This window comes from Actinophytocola sp. NPDC049390 (assembly GCF_044466355.1).
In the GTDB taxonomy this organism is placed as follows: domain Bacteria; phylum Actinomycetota; class Actinomycetes; order Mycobacteriales; family Pseudonocardiaceae; genus Actinophytocola.
The window spans coordinates 46444-62773 of sequence record NZ_JBITMQ010000018.1 but is presented as its reverse complement, the minus strand read 5'-3'; the positions used below and the strand labels follow the sequence as shown (position 1 = coordinate 62773).

At 70.5% G+C, this 16330-nt stretch carries 13 protein-coding genes; 5 read left to right on the top strand and 8 right to left on the bottom strand.

Annotated features, from left to right (window positions below; translation table 11 throughout):
• The first annotated feature begins 53 nt into the window (after positions 1 to 53).
• The gene (locus ACIBVP_RS38415) at positions 54 to 1358 is read left to right on the top strand and encodes a primosomal protein (protein WP_396111411.1); all 1305 of its coding nucleotides are present in this window, start codon (positions 54 to 56) and stop codon (positions 1356 to 1358) included.
• A 47-nt stretch (positions 1359 to 1405) separates the two neighbouring features.
• On the opposite strand, the gene ACIBVP_RS38410 is transcribed toward ACIBVP_RS38415, so the two are convergent.
• A complete protein-coding gene (locus ACIBVP_RS38410; protein WP_396111410.1) occupies positions 1406 to 2506 on the bottom strand; it encodes an adenosine deaminase in 1101 nt (366 codons plus the stop codon).
• Between the two features lie 262 nt (positions 2507 to 2768).
• Here ACIBVP_RS38410 and ACIBVP_RS38405 point away from each other — a divergent pair, with 262 nt between their 5' ends.
• On the top strand, positions 2769 to 3947 hold the full coding sequence (locus ACIBVP_RS38405; protein ID WP_396111556.1) for a hypothetical protein: 1179 nt from the start codon (positions 2769 to 2771) through the stop codon (positions 3945 to 3947).
• A gap of 55 nt (positions 3948 to 4002) precedes the next feature.
• Here the strand turns inward: ACIBVP_RS38405 and glpD are convergent, their stop codons facing one another.
• The gene (gene glpD / locus ACIBVP_RS38400) at positions 4003 to 5727 is read right to left on the bottom strand and encodes a glycerol-3-phosphate dehydrogenase (RefSeq protein ID WP_396111409.1); all 1725 of its coding nucleotides are present in this window, start codon (positions 5725 to 5727) and stop codon (positions 4003 to 4005) included.
• Positions 5728 to 5909: 182 nt separating this feature from the next.
• On the opposite strand from glpD, the gene ACIBVP_RS38395 reads away from it, so the two are divergent.
• Entirely contained in the window at positions 5910 to 6656 is a 747-nt protein-coding gene (locus ACIBVP_RS38395) for an MIP/aquaporin family protein (RefSeq protein WP_396111554.1), read from the top strand.
• A 17-nt stretch (positions 6657 to 6673) separates the two neighbouring features.
• Complete coding sequence (gene glpK, locus ACIBVP_RS38390; RefSeq protein WP_396111408.1) at positions 6674 to 8188, top strand: glycerol kinase GlpK; 1515 nt, start codon at positions 6674 to 6676, stop codon at positions 8186 to 8188.
• A 53-nt stretch (positions 8189 to 8241) separates the two neighbouring features.
• Here the strand turns inward: glpK and ACIBVP_RS38385 are convergent, their stop codons facing one another.
• The 5 genes from ACIBVP_RS38385 to ACIBVP_RS38365 all read right to left on the bottom strand — a co-directional run bounded on the left by ACIBVP_RS38385 (position 8242) and on the right by ACIBVP_RS38365 (position 13040).
• Positions 8242 to 9540 carry an efflux RND transporter periplasmic adaptor subunit gene (locus ACIBVP_RS38385; RefSeq protein ID WP_396111406.1) on the bottom strand — a complete coding sequence of 433 codons (1299 nt, stop codon included), beginning with the start codon at positions 9538 to 9540 and terminating at the stop codon, positions 8242 to 8244.
• A complete protein-coding gene (locus ACIBVP_RS38380; RefSeq protein WP_396111405.1) occupies positions 9540 to 10742 on the bottom strand; it encodes an ABC transporter permease in 1203 nt (400 codons plus the stop codon). The genes ACIBVP_RS38385 and ACIBVP_RS38380 overlap by 1 nt, the downstream gene beginning before the upstream one ends.
• Entirely contained in the window at positions 10739 to 11410 is a 672-nt protein-coding gene (locus tag ACIBVP_RS38375; RefSeq protein ID WP_396111404.1) for an ABC transporter ATP-binding protein, read from the bottom strand. Before ACIBVP_RS38375 ends, ACIBVP_RS38380 begins: the two co-directional genes overlap by 4 nt.
• Entirely contained in the window at positions 11407 to 12492 is a 1086-nt protein-coding gene (locus ACIBVP_RS38370; RefSeq protein ID WP_396111403.1) for an efflux RND transporter periplasmic adaptor subunit, read from the bottom strand. The genes ACIBVP_RS38375 and ACIBVP_RS38370 overlap by 4 nt, the downstream gene beginning before the upstream one ends.
• A gap of 95 nt (positions 12493 to 12587) precedes the next feature.
• On the bottom strand, positions 12588 to 13040 hold the full coding sequence (locus ACIBVP_RS38365; RefSeq protein WP_396111402.1) for a gamma-glutamylcyclotransferase: 453 nt from the start codon (positions 13038 to 13040) through the stop codon (positions 12588 to 12590).
• Positions 13041 to 13146: 106 nt separating this feature from the next.
• Between ACIBVP_RS38365 and ACIBVP_RS38360 the strand changes: the two genes are divergently transcribed.
• On the top strand, positions 13147 to 14550 hold the full coding sequence (locus ACIBVP_RS38360) for an NAD(P)H-quinone dehydrogenase (RefSeq protein ID WP_396111553.1): 1404 nt from the start codon (positions 13147 to 13149) through the stop codon (positions 14548 to 14550).
• A 23-nt stretch (positions 14551 to 14573) separates the two neighbouring features.
• Here ACIBVP_RS38360 and ACIBVP_RS38355 read toward each other — a convergent pair whose 3' ends face one another.
• Positions 14574 to 15890: an IS4 family transposase gene (locus ACIBVP_RS38355; RefSeq protein WP_396111401.1), complete on the bottom strand. Its 1317-nt coding sequence runs from the start codon at positions 15888 to 15890 to the stop codon at positions 14574 to 14576.
• Positions 15891 to 16330: the final 440 nt, after the last annotated feature.

Here is a 16330-nt window from a genome sequence, read left to right as displayed (position 1 = left end):
GGCTTCCCGTCGTTCTGAGTGCCCCACGGATTGCCTGACCTGGAGGTCCAGCAATGTCCCAGGACATCGTCTCGATCGAGCTCGGCCTGCCCCAGGGCGATGTCGTCACACTGTGGGCGCCGCGCTGGCGGGAGGACGGCGAGGAGTGGGAGGCCTTCCTCGGCCACGAGGAGGACCTGTACGCGTTCCCGGACGCCGCCCACCTCGCCGCGTTCGTCCGCACCGCCGACGAGCACGACCTCGCCGACCACCCGGCGTGGGACGTCGTGCCCGAGCTGTCGGTGCCGGAGCTGCTGCCGGACGAGGCGCACACCTACGACCTCGTCGGTGTGCCGGAGCTGGCGGCGGAGGAGCCGGACGCGTGGACGATCGGCGAGCTGGCCGACATCGTCTCGATCGTCCGGTCGCTCGCCGACGTGTGCGAGCTGGACGAGGTGCACGAGGTGCTGAACTCGGCGGCCGGCTTCGCGGTGCTCGAGCAGGGCACGTTCCCGTTCACCGGCCGCGAGGGCGAGAAGCTCTGGACCGACCTGGCGGAGACCATCTCGGAGCGGTGGGACGAGGTGCTGGACGCGATCGACGAGGTCGTCGTGGTCCCGGACGTCGACAAGGCGACGCTCGACGAGACCACCGACGAGCTGGCGGCGTTCCAGGCCGAGTCGGCCGAGGCGGAGAGCGCCCTGGACGCTGAGGACGCGGACGACGTCGCCGAGGAGTCCAAAGAGGACGCTGAGGACGCGGACGTCGACGAGGACGAAGAGGACGACGACGAGGACGAGGAAGAGGACGCCGAGCCGGAGCCGGTCGGGTTCTGGGGCGAGGTGGGCATCGACCCCATCAAGATCATCACAGCGGAGGCGGAGTACTACACGCTGCGCTGCTACCTCGACGACGAACCGATCTTCCTCGGCGCCAGGGGCAAGATCGCGGTGACGAAGTCGCCGCGCGCGCTGGCCAAGTACCTCGCGCAGTCCGGCAGCGAGGACAACGACCTCGCCGAGGTGTCCACGTGGGAGGACGTCGCGACCAGGGCGACGGACGGCAGTCTCGAGGTCGAGGTCGAGACCGACAACACCTACGTGCTGAACGGTCTCGCCGAGGACATCGAGGAGGGCCCCGACGCGGTCGACCCGGTCCAGCTGGACCTCGCGGTCGAGTTGCTCAACGACGCCGCCGACTGGGCGGGCGACAAGAGCGTGTCCGAGGCGCTGGCCCAGTCCGAGAGCCTCGGCTGGCTGGTCTCGTTCGTGCTGCGGCCCGACCCGACGCGCCTCGCGCCCAGCGCGCCGTTCGACGCGGAGGTCGAGGCCTGGCGCAAGCTGGTGAGCGAATTCGAGGAACGCCTCGACATCCAGTGAGCACACGCGAAGGGCCCCGTCACCCGAGTGGCGGGGCCCTTTCGGTGTCAGCCCATCAGCGCGGCGTAACCCGGCTTGATGATCTCGTTGATGATCCCGAGCCGCTCGTCGAACCCGATGAACGCGGACTTCATCGCGTTGATCGTGAACCACTGCAGGTCGGCCCAGCCGTAGCCGAACTGGTCCACCAGCGCGGACATCTCCGACGACATCGAGCAGCCGGACATGAGCCGGTTGTCGGTGTTGACCGTCACCCGGAAGCGCAGCCTGGTGAGCAACCCGATCGGGTGCTCGGCGATCGACGGCGCGGCACCGGTCTGCACGTTCGACGACGGGCACATCTCGAGCGGTATGCGCCGGTCGCGGACGTAGCTCGCGAGCCTGCCCAGCTGCACGGTGCCGTCCTCGTCGACCTTGATGTCGTCCACGATCCGCACGCCGTGGCCGAGCCGCTCGGCGCCGCAGTGCTGGATGGCCTCCCAGATCGACGGCAGCCCGAACGCCTCGCCCGCGTGGATCGTGAAGTGCGCGTTCTGCTGCCGCAGGTACTCGAACGCGTCCAGGTTGCGCGTGGGCGGGAAACCGGCCTCCGGGCCCGCGATGTCGAAGCCGACCACGCCGGTGTCGCGGTGCCGGACCGCCAGCTCGGCGATCTCCAGGGACCGCGCGTTCTGCCGCATGGCGCACAGGAGCGTGCCGATCCGGATCCGGCGGCCCGCCTCCAGGGCGCGGGCGGCGCCGACGCGGAAGCCTTCCTGCACGGCTTCCACGATCGTGTCGAGATTGAGCCCGTTCTCACAGAACAGCTCCGGTGCGTAACGCACCTCGGCGTACACGACACCGTCCGCGGCGAGGTCCTCCGCGCACTCCGCGGCCACCCGGACGAGCGCGTCGGTGGTCTGCATGACGCCGCACGTGTGCGCGAACGTCTCCAGGTAGCGGACGAGCGAACCCGAGTCGGCCGAGTCCCGGAACCAGCGGCCGAGTTCGTCGACGTCGCTGGTGGGCAGGTCGCGGTAACCGTTGGCGTCGGCCAGCTCGATCACCGTGGCGGGCCGGAGACCACCGTCCAGGTGATCATGAAGAAGAACTTTCGGCGCGGTTCTGACGGCCTCCGGGGTCACCGGAACGGGGTTCATGCTCGACATGGTGCAACGGTACTCGGCGGGTGGAGTCATTCGATCGGGTAACCAAAGCACCACGTAAGGTCATGCTCGGCCGCGGCATTCGCGTCACGGCCGTCCTCCGAATGGCCCAACCCAGTCGCGTTCGGGCCTGCAACGAACTAACGGGTGGTGTATGGACGCGTTCTGGGAGTGGTTAGGCTCCCCAGCGTCGGCCCTGCCCCTCCCCACGACGAAGGTCACCTCCGTGAACGAGAACAACAACTCGACGGTGTCGTTCGACCGGATGCGCAACATGCTGGTGCGCGCGGCCGAGATCCGTGAGAGCGAACAGCAGCAGATCTTCGACACGCTGGACGAGATCCACGCGCGGCTGTCGCCGCTGGAGTCCATCGGCGCGGTGCGCAAGCGGCTGTCCGAGATTCCCGATCGCACCGACGTCACGGCGCTGGCCTCCCGCGTCGAGGACGCGATGGCCAAGCTCGAGGCGCAGGACGCCACGCTCGCCGCGCTGACCCGGGCCGTCGAGGGCATCGTGGACAAGCTGGCCACGCCGTTCGCGCAGCTGGACGGCAGGCTCGACGGGGTGGCGGGCCGCTTCGAGGGCGTCGCGGGCCGGATGGACGGGCTCGAGGACAAGCTCGCGAACATCCACCGCCGCATCGACGAGCTCGACGCGAACATCGACAAGCACCTCGACAAGCAGGACGCGAAGCTCGACGCCCTGCCGGGCACCGTGACCGGCCCGGTCCGCGAGCGCATCGACGCCGCCGAGCACAACCTGCGCGAGCGTGTCGAGGGCGCCGAGTCGACCCTGCGCGCCCGCGTCGACGAGGTCGACGGCGCCGTGCGCGGCCAGCTCGACTCGACGCGTGACGCGGTCCGCCAGTCGGTCCGCGACGCGGCGGAGACGGTGCAGGGCAAGGTGGTCGAGGCCGCCGAGGGCCTGCACGCGAACGTGGACCAGAAGTCGACGTCGCTGTCGATGAAGGTGGAGGCGTCCCGCAAGGCGCTGCAGGACTCCATCGACGACACGAAGACCACGGTCGACGGCACCGAGCGGCTCGAGGAGCTGGCGGTGCGCCTGGAGCAGGTGACCGGCCGCCTGGACAGCATGACCACCAGGCTCGACGCGGTCGAGGACGGCTTCACCGACAAGATCGCCGAGATGGGCAGGACGCTCGCCGAGAGCGTCGCCAAGGTCGAGGGCACGGTCGCCAAGCAGCCGGACACCGAGTCGGTCGTGTCGCTCGTGAAGAAGAGCAACGAGGAGTCGGAGCGCCGGATCGGCGGCCACCTCGACGAGGCCATGGCCACGTTCGCGGAGCTGATGATGGGTGGCGGCGCCCAGCCGCCGCGCCCGCCGGCCACCCTGCCGCGCCAGACCGCCCGGCGCCGCAACGGGAAGACGCAGAAGAACCCGCCGCGCACCGAAGAGCACGACGAGGCCGAGGTCTCGAACTGACCTGACACCGCCGTGAAAACGCGTCCGGGACCTTGAGCGTCCCGGACGCGTTTTTTCAGGGCAACGGGGTCGTCAGTTCCGGGCGGGCTTCCGGGGCCGCCGCTCGGACGGCGTCCGCGGCCTCGTCGTCCGGCTGGGTCTGGCTGTCGCGTTCCGCTTCCACCCGGGCCTTGTAGATCTTGACCTCGCGGTTCGTCGTCTCCTCCGTCCAGCCGAGGACGCCGCCCATCAGTTCCGCGACCTGCTGCGCGCAGTCCACGCCCCGGTGCGGGTACTCGATCGAGATGCGGGTTCGCCGCGCGAGCGTGTCCTCCACGTGCAGCGCCCCCTCGTGCGACGCCGCGTAGACGATCTCCACCTGCAGGTAGTCCGGCGCGGCCGCGAGCGGCTTCAGCAACTCGGGCCGGCCTTCCGCCAGCCCCAGCACCTCGTGCACCAGCGACCCGTACCGGTCGAGCAGGTGCCGCACGCGATACGGGTGCAGGCCGTGCCGCGCACCCAGCTGGTCCACCTGGTTCACCAGCGCGTGGTACCCGTCCGCGCCCAGCAGCGGCACCTTGTCCGTGATCGACGGCTGCAGCCTGCCCGGCAGGTCCGGCGACGCCACGTCCACCGCGTCCGCCGCCATCACCCGGTACGTCGTGTACTTGCCGCCCGCGATCGCCACCAGGCCCGGCGCCACCCGCGCCACCGCGTGCTCACGCGACAGCTTCGACGTCTCCTCGCTCTCCCCGGCCAGCAGCGGCCGCAGACCCGCGTAGACGCCCTCGATGTCGTCGTGCGTCAACGGTGTCGCCAGCACCGAGTTCACGTGCTCGAGGAGGTAGTCGATGTCGTGCTTCGTCGCCGCGGGGTGGGCCAGGTCGAGGTTCCAGTCCGTGTCGGTGGTTCCCACGATCCAGTGGTTCCGCCACGGAATGACGAACAGCACCGACTTCTCCGTGCGCAGGATCAGGCCCGACTCGGACACGATCCGGTCGCGAGGCACGACGATGTGCACGCCCTTCGACGCACGCACCCGGAACCGGCCACGCGAACCCGACAGCCGCTGCAGCTCGTCGGTCCACACGCCCGTGCAGTTGATCACGGCGTTGGCCTGGACCTCCTGGGTGCGGCCGTCCTCCACGTCGTGGATCCGCACGCCCGAGACCCGGTCCGCCTCCCGGATGAAGCCGGTGACCTGCGTGGATGTGCGGATCACGGCGCCGTAGTGCGCCGCGGTCCGCGCGACGGTCATGGTGTGCCGGGCGTCGTCGGCCTGCGCGTCGTAGTACCGGATGCCGCCGATCAGCGCCGACCGCTTCAGCGCGGGCACCAACCGCAGCGCACCGGCGCGCGTCAGGTGTTTCTGGCCCGGCACGGACCGCGCGCCGCCCATCGTGTCGTACAGGAACAGGCCCGCCGCCGTGTACGGGCGCTCCCACCCGCGCCGTGTCAGTGGGTACAGGAAGCTCACCGGTTTCACCAGATGGGGTGCCAATCGGGTGAGCATCAGTTCGCGTTCGCGCAACGCCTCGCGCACCAGGCCGAACTCGAGTTGCTCCAGGTACCGCAACCCGCCGTGGAAGAGTTTCGACGACCTGCTGGAGGTGCCCGAGGCGAGGTCCCGCGCCTCGACCAGCGCGACCCGCAGGCCACGGGTCGCGGCGTCCAGTGCCGTGCCGGCGCCGACCACGCCGCCACCGATGACCACCAGGTCGAACGTCTCGGAACCGAGTCGCCGCCAGGCTTCCTCACGCTCGGCTGTGCCCAGCTGACCGCCCGTGGTATCCGCTGCCACCGCGCCTCCTCGTCCTCTACATTCCGGACGAGAACCACGCTACCGGCCTAACCGGAGTCCCGATATCTGGACAAGTTGACCTTGTGCGCCGTAGCGTCTGGCTCGCTCAGGGTAGGCACCGGCGCCCCACCCTTCAGGCCGACGGACGCCTACCACTTCAGCGTGAAGGAGTGGTCGTGGATCTGAACTTCGGCGAGATATTCCTCTGGGAAATGCTGGGTACCGCCACACTGATCCTGCTCGGTGCGGGTGTGGTCGCGAACCGGGTGCTCAAGAAGGCGCTCGGCTTCGGCGACAGTTGGTTGTTCATCGCCATCGGCTGGGGTTTCGCGGTGTTCGTCGGCGCGAGCATCGCGAATCCGAGCGGCGCGCACATCAACCCGGCGGTGACGCTGGGCCTCGCGGCCGCGGACAAGACCGAGTGGGCCGACGTGCCCGCCTACCTCCTCGGCCAGATGGTCGGTGCCTTCCTCGGTGCCGTGCTGGCCTGGCTCACCTACAAACTGCAGTTCGACACCCATGACGAACCCGAGAACACCCGCGGCATCTTCTGCACCGGCCCGACCGTGCCGAACTACGCGTGGAACGTCGTCACCGAGCTCATCGCCACCTTCGTGCTGATCTTCTGGATCCTGCTCAGCCCGGGTGCGACGGTGGGCCCCGACGGTGTGCCGGTGTTCGGCAACGGCGCGCTCGGCTACGCGGCCGTCGCGTTCGTCGTCATCTCGATCGGCGCGTCGCTCGGTGGCCCGACCGGGTACGCCATCAACCCGGCCCGTGACCTGGGGCCGCGCATCGCCTACGCGGTGCTGCCGATCAAGGGCAAGGGGAGTCCCGAGTGGAACTACTCCTGGGTGCCCGTCGTCGGCCCGATCGTCGGTGGTGTCCTCGCGGGTCTTCTGTACCAGATCCTGCCGACCGGCTCCTGACAAGAGAGGCTTGACCAATGACGACGTACGTTGCCGCGATCGACCAGGGCACCACGTCGACCCGCTGCATGATCTTCAGCCATGCGGGTGAGGTCGTGTCGGTCGACCAGAAGGAGCACGAGCAGATCTTCCCGAAGGCGGGCTGGGTCGAGCACGACCCGGAGGAGGTCTGGCGCAACACCCGTGAGGTGGCGGCGGGCGCGCTCGCGAAGGCGGACCTGGCGGCCAGGGACATCGCCGCGGTCGGCATCACCAACCAGCGCGAGACCGCTGTGGTGTGGGACCGCACCACCGGCAAGCCGGTGTACAACGCGATCGTCTGGCAGGACACCAGGACCGACCGGATCTGCGGTGAGCTGGAGGCGCTCGGCGGCGGGCAGGACCGGTACAAGGACAGGACCGGGCTGCCGCTCGCGACGTACTTCTCCGGTCCGAAGGTCCGCTGGATCCTCGACAACGTCGAGGGCGCGCGGGAACGTGCCGAGGCGGGCGACCTGCTGTTCGGCAACATGGACACGTGGCTGCTGTGGAACATGACCGGCGGCCCGGATGGTGGCATCCACGTCACCGATCCCACCAACGCGTCCCGCACGCTGCTGATGGATCTGTCCACTCTGGCGTGGGACCCCTCGATCGCGGCGGACATGAAGATCCCGGTGTCGATGCTGCCGGAGATCAGGTCGTCGTCGGAGGAGTACGGCAAGGTCCGGGAGCGCGGTGCGCTGGCCGGCGTGCCGATCGCGGGCATCCTCGGTGACCAGCAGGCGGCGACGTTCGGGCAGGCGTGCCTGTCGCCGGGCGAGGCCAAGAACACCTACGGCACCGGCAACTTCGTGCTGCTGAACACCGGCACGGAGAAGGTGATGTCGCAGAACGGGTTGCTGACCACGGTCTGCTACAAGATCGGCTCGAACGACCCGGTGTACGCGCTCGAGGGCTCGATCGCGGTGACCGGCTCGCTCGTGCAGTGGCTGCGGGACAACCTGGGCATGATCGCGTCGGCGCCGGAGATCGAGAACATGGCGTCGGCGGTCGACGACAACGGCGGCTGCTACTTCGTGCCCGCGTTCTCCGGTTTGTTCGCGCCGTACTGGCGGTCCGACGCCCGCGGCGCGATCGTGGGGCTGACGCGGTACGTCAACAAGGGACACCTGGCGCGCGCGGTGCTGGAGGCGACGGCGTTCCAGTCGCGTGAGGTGATCGACGCGATGAACGCGGACTCGGGCGTGCCGCTGAAGTCGCTGAAGGTCGACGGCGGCATGGTCGTCAACGAGCTGCTGATGCAGTTCCAGGCCGACATCCTCGGCGTGCCGGTGATCCGCCCGGTGGTGGCGGAGACGACGGCGCTGGGCGCGGCGTACGCGGCGGGCCTCGCGGTCGGCTTCTGGGCGGGCGAGGACGACATCCGCAACAACTGGGCGAAGGACAAGGAGTGGACCCCGTCGATGGACGACGCGGCCCGCGAGAAGACCTTCGGCCAGTGGAAGAAGGCCGTGACGAGGACCTTCGACTGGGTGGAGGCGGACGACTGACGGGCGTGCCGTGAAAGGCGCGTTACGCCGCGAACGCGCCTTTCACAGCACGGTCAGTTGCCCGGGCGCGCCATGCGTACCGGGCCGCCGCCCGTCAGGCCCGCCGGGCCCGGCTGCTGGTCGTTCGTCGGCAGCGGTGAGTCCAGGTCCGCCAGCACCACCTGGTCGCCCTCCGCCAGGCCGTCCCTGATCTCCGTCCGCGCCGGGCCGACCGCGCCGACCGTCACCGGCGTCGGCGTCGCCTGCTCGCCCGACAGCACCGTCACCACGCCCCGCCGCACGGCCGAGGTCGGCACCGTCAGCACGTCCCGCGCCGCCGCCACCGTGATCGTCGCCGACGCCGTGCTGCCCGCCGCCATCGACGCGGGCGGGTCGGCGACCGTGATCGTCACCGGGTAGGTCACCGTCTCCGACGACGCGTCCGGCAGCGTGCCCACCCTCGTCACCGACCCGGTCACCGCCGTCGTCGTGCCCACCGGTGTCACCTGCGCTTCCTGGCCCACGGCCAGTGTCGACAGCCGCGCCGACGGGACCAGCGCCGTCACCTCCGCCGCGCCCTTCCCGATCACCGTCACCACCGGCGAGCCCGCCGCGACGACGTCCCCGGCCGCCGCCGTCACCGCACCGACCGTGCCCGCGATCGGCGTCGTCAGCGTCGCGCCCGCCAACGCCTGCTCCGCCTCGACCAGCTTCGCCGCCGCCTCGTCGACCGACGCCTGGCCTTTCGCCACCGCGTCCGCTGACTCCGGTTGTGTCGGGACCGAGCCCGCGAGTGCGTCGATCGCCGCCTGCAGCGTGGTTTGGGCGCGTTGCACCGCTTCCTGCGCCGCCCGCGTCGTCGTGACCGCGGCCGTGCACGGCCGCGACGCCGGGTCCGCGCACGCCTTGTCCTGTGCCGCCAGCGACTCCGCCGCCGTCGTCAGCGCCTGTGTCGCCGCGGACTGTGCGGTGCGGACCTGGTCCTGGCGCGACGTCAGCTCGTCCGACCGGCCCGCCGCCTCCTCCTGGGCGGCTTCGTCCTCGGCGAGCGCCGCTTCCGCCGCCGTCACCTCCGCGGCCGCCCGGTCCACCGCCGCCCGCAGGTCCGCCGTGTCGAGCGTGCCCAGTTCCTGCCCGGCGGTCACCGTGTCGCCGGGGGAGACGGTCAGCGTCTTCACGGTGCCGTCGCTACTGAACGTGACGTCCGCGCGGTTCACGTGGTCCATCGTGCCGCTCACCGTCACCGTCTGGGTGACGTCGCCGACCGTCGCCGTCGCCAGCCGGTAGCGGGGTGAGGGGGAGGCGTCTGCGAACGTCACCACCGCCAGCCCCGCCCCGGCCACCAGGACGGCGGCCACCACAAGTCGTTTCATCATTCGCTCCGCAGGGCGTCGATGGGGGTGAGGCGCGCCGCCCGGGACGCCGGGTACACGCCGAAGCCGATGCCGATCGCCAATGCCACCCCGATGGCGGCGGCGATCGCGGGCACCGACACGCTCACCGGCTGCCCCAGCACGCCCGGCAGCAAGAACGCGCCCGCCACGCCCAGTGCCACCCCGAGCAGCCCGCCGCACGTGCCCAGCACGCCCGCCTCCACCAGGAACTGGCGCCGGATCGCCGACGGGGTGGCGCCCAGCGCCTTGCGCAGCCCGATCTCCCGGATCCGCTCGGTGACCGCCACCAGCATGATGTTCATGACCCCGATCCCGCCCACCAGCAAGGAGATCGCCGCGACACCACCCAGCAGGATCGTGAGCGTCCTGTTCGTCGCGTTCGCCGTGTCCAGCAGCGACTCCTGCGACGTGATGGCGAAGTCGGTGTCGCCGTGCAGGTTCGCGAGCAGCGCGTCGACCTCCTGGTACGCGGCCGACAGCACGTCCTCCGACCGCGCCTGCACGTAGATCGTCGACACCGACGAGGACGGCGTGCCCGCCAGCGCCCGCGCCGTCTCCATCGGGACCACGGCCACGTCGTCGTCGCTGGCGGCGCTCGACGCCCCGCCCGTCGACGCCAGCACACCCACCACCGTCATCGGCCTGCCCGACACCGTGACCCGCTGCCCGACCGCCGACCGGCCGCCGAACAGCTCGCTCGCCGTGTCCGGGCCGAGCACGACCACGTCGGCGTCGGCCGCGGTCAGGAACCGGCCCGCCGACAGCGTCCGGTTGCGCACCGGCAGCCACGACTCGGTGGTGCCGACCAGGCTGGACGTCCAGTTCGTCGTGCCCGCGACCAGCGCCGCCTGCGCCGTGGTCACCGGTGCCACCGCGGCCACGTCCGGCGCCGCCGTCGGATCGGTCAGCGCCGCGGCGTCCGACGTGGTGAGCGTCGACGCCGTGCCGAAACCGCCGCGCACCCCGGACGACGACGTGCTGCTGCCCGGCGACACGATCAGCAGGTTGCTGCCCAGCGCGTCGATCTGCGCCCGCACCTGGTCCTGCGCGCCGAGGCCGAGGCCCACGGTCAGGATCACCGACGAGATGCCGATGACGATGCCCAGCATGGTCAGCGCCGACCGCAGCCGGTGCGCGCGGATGGCCTCCAGGCCGCTGGCAAAGGTGTCCCGCCAGTTCATGCCGCGAGCCGCCCGTCCCGGATCAGCACCGACCGCTGCGCACGCCGTGCCACGTCCGCCTCGTGCGTGATCAGCACGATCGTGCGGCCCACCGCGTGCAGCTCGTCGAACAGGGCGAGCACGTCCGCCGACGCCGCCGAGTCGAGGTTGCCGGTCGGCTCGTCGGCGAGGATCAGCGCCGGGTCGGTGACCAGCGCCCGCGCCACCGCCACCCGCTGTTGCTGCCCGCCGGACAGTTCACCCGGTCGGTGGGCCAGGCGGTCCGCCAGGCCCACCCGCGTCAACGCCTCGACCGCTCTGCGTTTCCGTTCCGCCGGTGCGACACCCGCGTAGGCGAGCGGCAGCTCCACGTTCCGGCACGCCGACAGGCTGGGCAGCAGGTTGAACTGCTGGAACACGAACCCGATGCGGCGGTTGCGGATGTCGGCGAGGTGCGACTCCGCCAGCGTGGTCACGTCGCCGCCCGCCAGCACGTACTCGCCGGACGTCGGCACGTCCAGGCAGCCGATGATGTGCATGAGCGTCGACTTGCCGGAACCGGACGGGCCCGCGACCGCCACGTACTCGCCCTGCCCGATCCGCAGCGACACCCCGCGCAGCGCCTCCACCTCGACCGCGCCGGTCGCGTAGGCCTTGCGCACGTCCGTCATCTCGATGATGGCGTTCACCGGCCGCCGCCCTGGACGATCATGGGGCCGCCCATCATCGGGCCACCGCCACCGCCGCCCGGGAAGACGGTGTTCCCGCCGCCGCCCGGCGTGCGGTTCTGGACGGTCGCCCGCACCTCGACCTGGTCGCCTTCCGCGAGACCGGCGGTCACCTCGGTCCGCGCACCGAAGGACTCGCCGACCTCGACGTCCGTGCGCACCGCCGTGCCGTCGACGACCTCGTGCACGTACGTCGTGCCGCCCTCGGTGTGCAGGGCCATCGCGGGCACCGTCAGCACGTTCTCGCGTTCGGCCACCACGACCACGACCGTCGCCGACGAGCCCGCGTACAGGTCGTCGCGCGTGCCCGTCACGTCGACGGTCACCGGGAACGTCGCCGCGCCGGAGCCGTCGGCCTCCGCGACCAGGCCGACGGTGCGGACTGTGCCCTCGACCGGCTCGTCCGCGTCGACCGGCATGACCTCGGCGGCCAGGCCCTGCTTGACGCGGGCCGCGTCGGCCGCGCTCACGTTCGCCTCGACCACGAACGTGCCCGTGGACACCACCGTGACCTGGGCCTGGGTGTCCGCACCGCTGCCTTGCTGGGGGGTCCCCACGCGGTCGCCGACGGCCAGGTCCACAGCCGCCACAGTGCCCGCCATGGGAGCCGTCAGCGTCGCCTGTGCCACCGCATCCTGAGCCGCTGCCACGTCGCTCTCAGCGGACACCACAGCGGCGTCCGCGGACGCGTCGTCCGAGTCGGCGGCCTGGTCCTCGGCCGCGTCCAGCTGTGCCTGCGCGGCCGTGAGCTGTGCCTGGAGCAGCGTGTCGTCGACCTTCGCGAGCGCCTGTCCCGCCGTGACCGTGTCGCCTTCCTCGACGAGCACCTCGGTGACCTCGCCGGTCACACCGAAGCTCAGGTCGGCGCGCGCCGCGGGCTGCACGGTGCCGGACGCGGTCACCGTCTGCCGCTGCGTGCCGACGGTGACCGGCACGACGACCGGCGAGGTCGTCGCCTCCGCCGGTCTCAGCAACCACCACGCCGCGCCGCCGCCCGCGGCCACCACGACCACGCCGGCCAGCACAAGCAGCCTCTTCCTCACCCGTTGCTCCTCGGCTCTCGACGGCACTCGTCGCAGAGCCTCGGGGCGGCGGCTGTGCGGCCGCTTCGGCGAGGCTGTGAATCAGATGTGAGGCACTAGGGGCCGATGCCCTGGCACGGTCTGGTGCGCAGGTCGGCCACGTAGTCGGCCGGGGCGCCCGCCGACTCGGCGGCGTCGGACACCACGCCCAGGTAGCGCGCCGACGGCAGACCCCCCTCGTAGGCGTCCAGGACGTACAGCCAGGCGAGCACCGACCCCTCGAGCGTCTGCACCCGAAGTCTGATCTTCGAGTGCAGGCCCAGCTCGGAGCCCTCCCACCGGTCGAGGCGCGTCTCGTCCTCGGGCGTCACGTCGTAGAGCACCACGAACACCTGCGACTTCGGGTCCTCGACGATCGTGGCGAGCGCACCCTCCCAGCCGAGGTCCTCCCCGCCGAAGGTCAGGCGCCAACCAACGAGCCAGCCGGTACCCGCCATCGGGGAGTGCGGCGCTCGCTCCATCATCTGGGCGGGATCCATGTTGGACCCGTACGCGGCGTAGAGCGGCACGCTCGACAGCGTAGCGATACCTGGGATCATGCGCTGTCACCGCGCCGCGTCGCGCCGCGTACCGTTTGTCCCCGAAAGGCCTCACATGAGCAGAGGGGAGCTGCAGGTGACCCGGATCGTGATCATGGGTGGCGGCCCGGCGGGATACGAGGCGGCGCTCGTCGCCGCCCAGCACGGCGCCGACGTCACGATCGTCGAACGGGACGGGCTCGGCGGCGCGTGCGTGCTGTACGACTGTGTGCCGTCGAAGACGTTCATCGCGTCGGCGGGTGCCCGCGCGGCCTTCCACAACGCCGATGAGCTGGGCATTCGCGTCGACAGCGAGCTGCCGCCGGTCGACCTGCCCGCCGTGCACAGCCGCGTGCGGGGCCTCGCGCTGGCCCAGTCCGCGGACGTGCGCAACCGGGTGCAGCGCGAGGGCGTGCGGATCATCCACGGCATCGCCCGCTTCTGCGACGACAAGCCCGGCATGGCCGCGCACCGCGTGGTGGCCGAGGCGCACGACGGCACGTCGGAGGTGCTGGACGCGGACGTCGTGCTCATCGCGACCGGCGCGACCCCGCGCGTGTTGCCCGGCGCCGTGCCCGACGGCGAGCGGATCCTCGACTGGCGCCAGATCTACGACCTGCCGGAGCTGCCCGAACACCTCGTCGTGGTCGGGTCCGGGGTCACCGGCGCCGAGTTCGTGTCCGCGTACACCGAGATGGGGGTGCGGGTCACGCTGATCTCGTCCCGCGACCGCGTGCTGCCGCACGAGGACGCCGACGCGGCGGCCGTGCTCGAGGACGTGTTCGCGGCGCGGGGCACCGAGGTGGTCAAGCACGCGCGCGCGTCGCGGGTGGAGCGGACCGCCAAGGGCGTCGTCGTGCACCTGGAGTCGGGCGGCACGGTCGAGGCGTCACACGCGCTGATGACCGTCGGGTCGATCCCGAACACCGACGACATCGGCCTGGACAAGGTGGGCCTCGCCACCGGCCCCGGCGGGTTCGTGTCGGTGGACCGCGTGTCGCGCACGTCGGTGCCGGGCGTCTACGCGGCGGGCGACTGCACCGGTCTGCTGATGCTCGCGTCGGTCGCGGCGATGCAGGGCCGGATCGCGATGTGGCACGCACTGGGCGAGGGCGTGGCCCCGATCAAGCTGAAGACGGTCGCGGCGAACGTGTTCACCCACCCGGAGATCGCGACGGTCGGCATCTCCCAGCAGTCGATCGACTCCGGCGAGGTCCCGGCCCGCACGATCATGCTCCCGCTGGCGACGAACGCCCGCGCGAAAATGGAAGGCCTGCACAGAGGCTTCGTCAAGCTCTTCTGCCGCCCCGCGACAGGAGTAGTGGTAGGCGGCGTAGTAGTAGCCCCCACAGCAAGCGAACTGATCCTCCCCATAGCACTCGCCGTCCAAAACCAGCTGACCGTGGAACACCTGACCCACACCTTCTCGGTCTACCCATCCCTGTCAGGCTCGATCACAGAAGCGGCCCGCCGCCTAATCCGCCACGACGACCTGGACTAACCCCAATGCCGGGAAGTTAGGGCTTATGGGGCGCGTGTCAACTCGGTGATGATCGTGATGGTGATCTTTGCTTGGTAGTTGGTGCGGTCGATCTGGCCTTTGGCTCGGTGTTTGGAGATAGCGCGTTTGACTACTCGTGGGCAGACGCGGGTGCGGCGGCGGGCGAGCAGTGCGGCCTGGACTGCTCGCCCGATCGTTCCGGCCAGGTCCACGACCGTGTCCGTGATGACTCCAGCGGCCAGGACGAGTTGGTCACGGGCCGCGTTCAGCGCGATGGTGAACCCGGCCCGGTCCGGTGCGGCCTCGTGCCCGAGCAGAGCGTCGGCTATCGCCAGCCGCAGTGCTTGATAGCCCGACAGCAGGGCGTAGATCTCCTGCTCGATCCCTTGCGGGGTGCGGGCGCGCAGGACTCGGCCGCCCAGCAGGGTGGATTTCATCTCCAGGAACGTGGTCTCGATCTCCCAGCGCTGGTGGTAGAGGGCGACGATCTCGCAGGCCGGGTAGCGGCGGTGGTCGGTGAGGGTGGTGACCAGCCGGTAGTGGCCGGTGTGCTGCTTGCGGCCGCCGAGCGTGGCGGTGATCTCGGCGTCGATGACCCGGACCTCGACCCCGCCCAGTCTCGACAGCCACGATCCGTCGGGCAGGCGCGCGATCACGGGCAGGACCCGGCCGTTCTTGGCGCGGATGAGCAGCTCCGCTCCGGTGGAGGAGATGTGGGTGATCAGGTCGGCGACGGCGAAGTTTCGGTCGGCCAGCAGCAGCATCCCCGGCCGCAGGCATCCGAACAGGCGTGGCGCCATGCTGGTCTCGCCGACCCGCCACGACCCGAACGCGATGTCGATGACAGTGCGGGTGCCGCACGCCACCACGGCCATCAGCCGCAGCATCGGATACCCGGACGGGCCGTTCCCGCCGCCCTGATAAGGAAACCGGGTGAGGTTGGCCGGGCTGTCGGGGACGAACAGGGTGGTGCTGTCGATCGCGCAGACCAGCAATGTCCGCCACCGGGCCGCACCAGCCGCGGGACCAGCCAGCAGCCGGAACACCGCGGCCAGCGGAGCGACTCCGATCCGGCGGCGGGCCTGGGCCAGCGCCGACGAACTCGGAGTAGCCACAGCGAGGCCGTCCAGCCCCGCGACCAGCCGCGCCCACACCTGGCAGTAACCCAGCTCAGCAAACAAGCCAGCCGCGATGAGCAGATACACAACCACCCGCGAGGGCAACTCCCGCAGACGTTGCTGAGTTGTCCTGGTCGACATGAGTACCTCGTCGACCATCTCGAACGGGATGACGCGGGTCAGCTCACCGAGGTGACCAGGCGCGAAACGGCCCTGAGCCACACGGACACAACGAGTAATGACAGACTGGTGTTCCAACGGGGTTCCTACAGGTCATCGATCTTGGTCGACGTTGATCTAACAGGAACCCCGTTGCCCATCCCAGCGGGTTGACAACCCCGCCCGCACACTAACTTCCCGGCATTGGGACTAACCCCGCGAGTCACGCCCCCAGACACAACGAGTTGTCGTTTTCGTGCACATCCCGCCGGGCCCAAACGAAACAAAACCAGCACAAAACCAACAATTCGGCATGCCCGAGAACGCGACTCGCGCCGACAACGCGAGTCACGTCCGCAGACACCGCGAGTCGCGCCCCCAGACACAACGAGTTGTCGGTGTCGTGTACGTACCGCTGGGTCCAGGCGGGTCAAGATCGGCACGGGACCGGCATCTCGGCATGTTGGAGAGCGCGACTCGCCATGTTCCTGAGCGTGACTCGC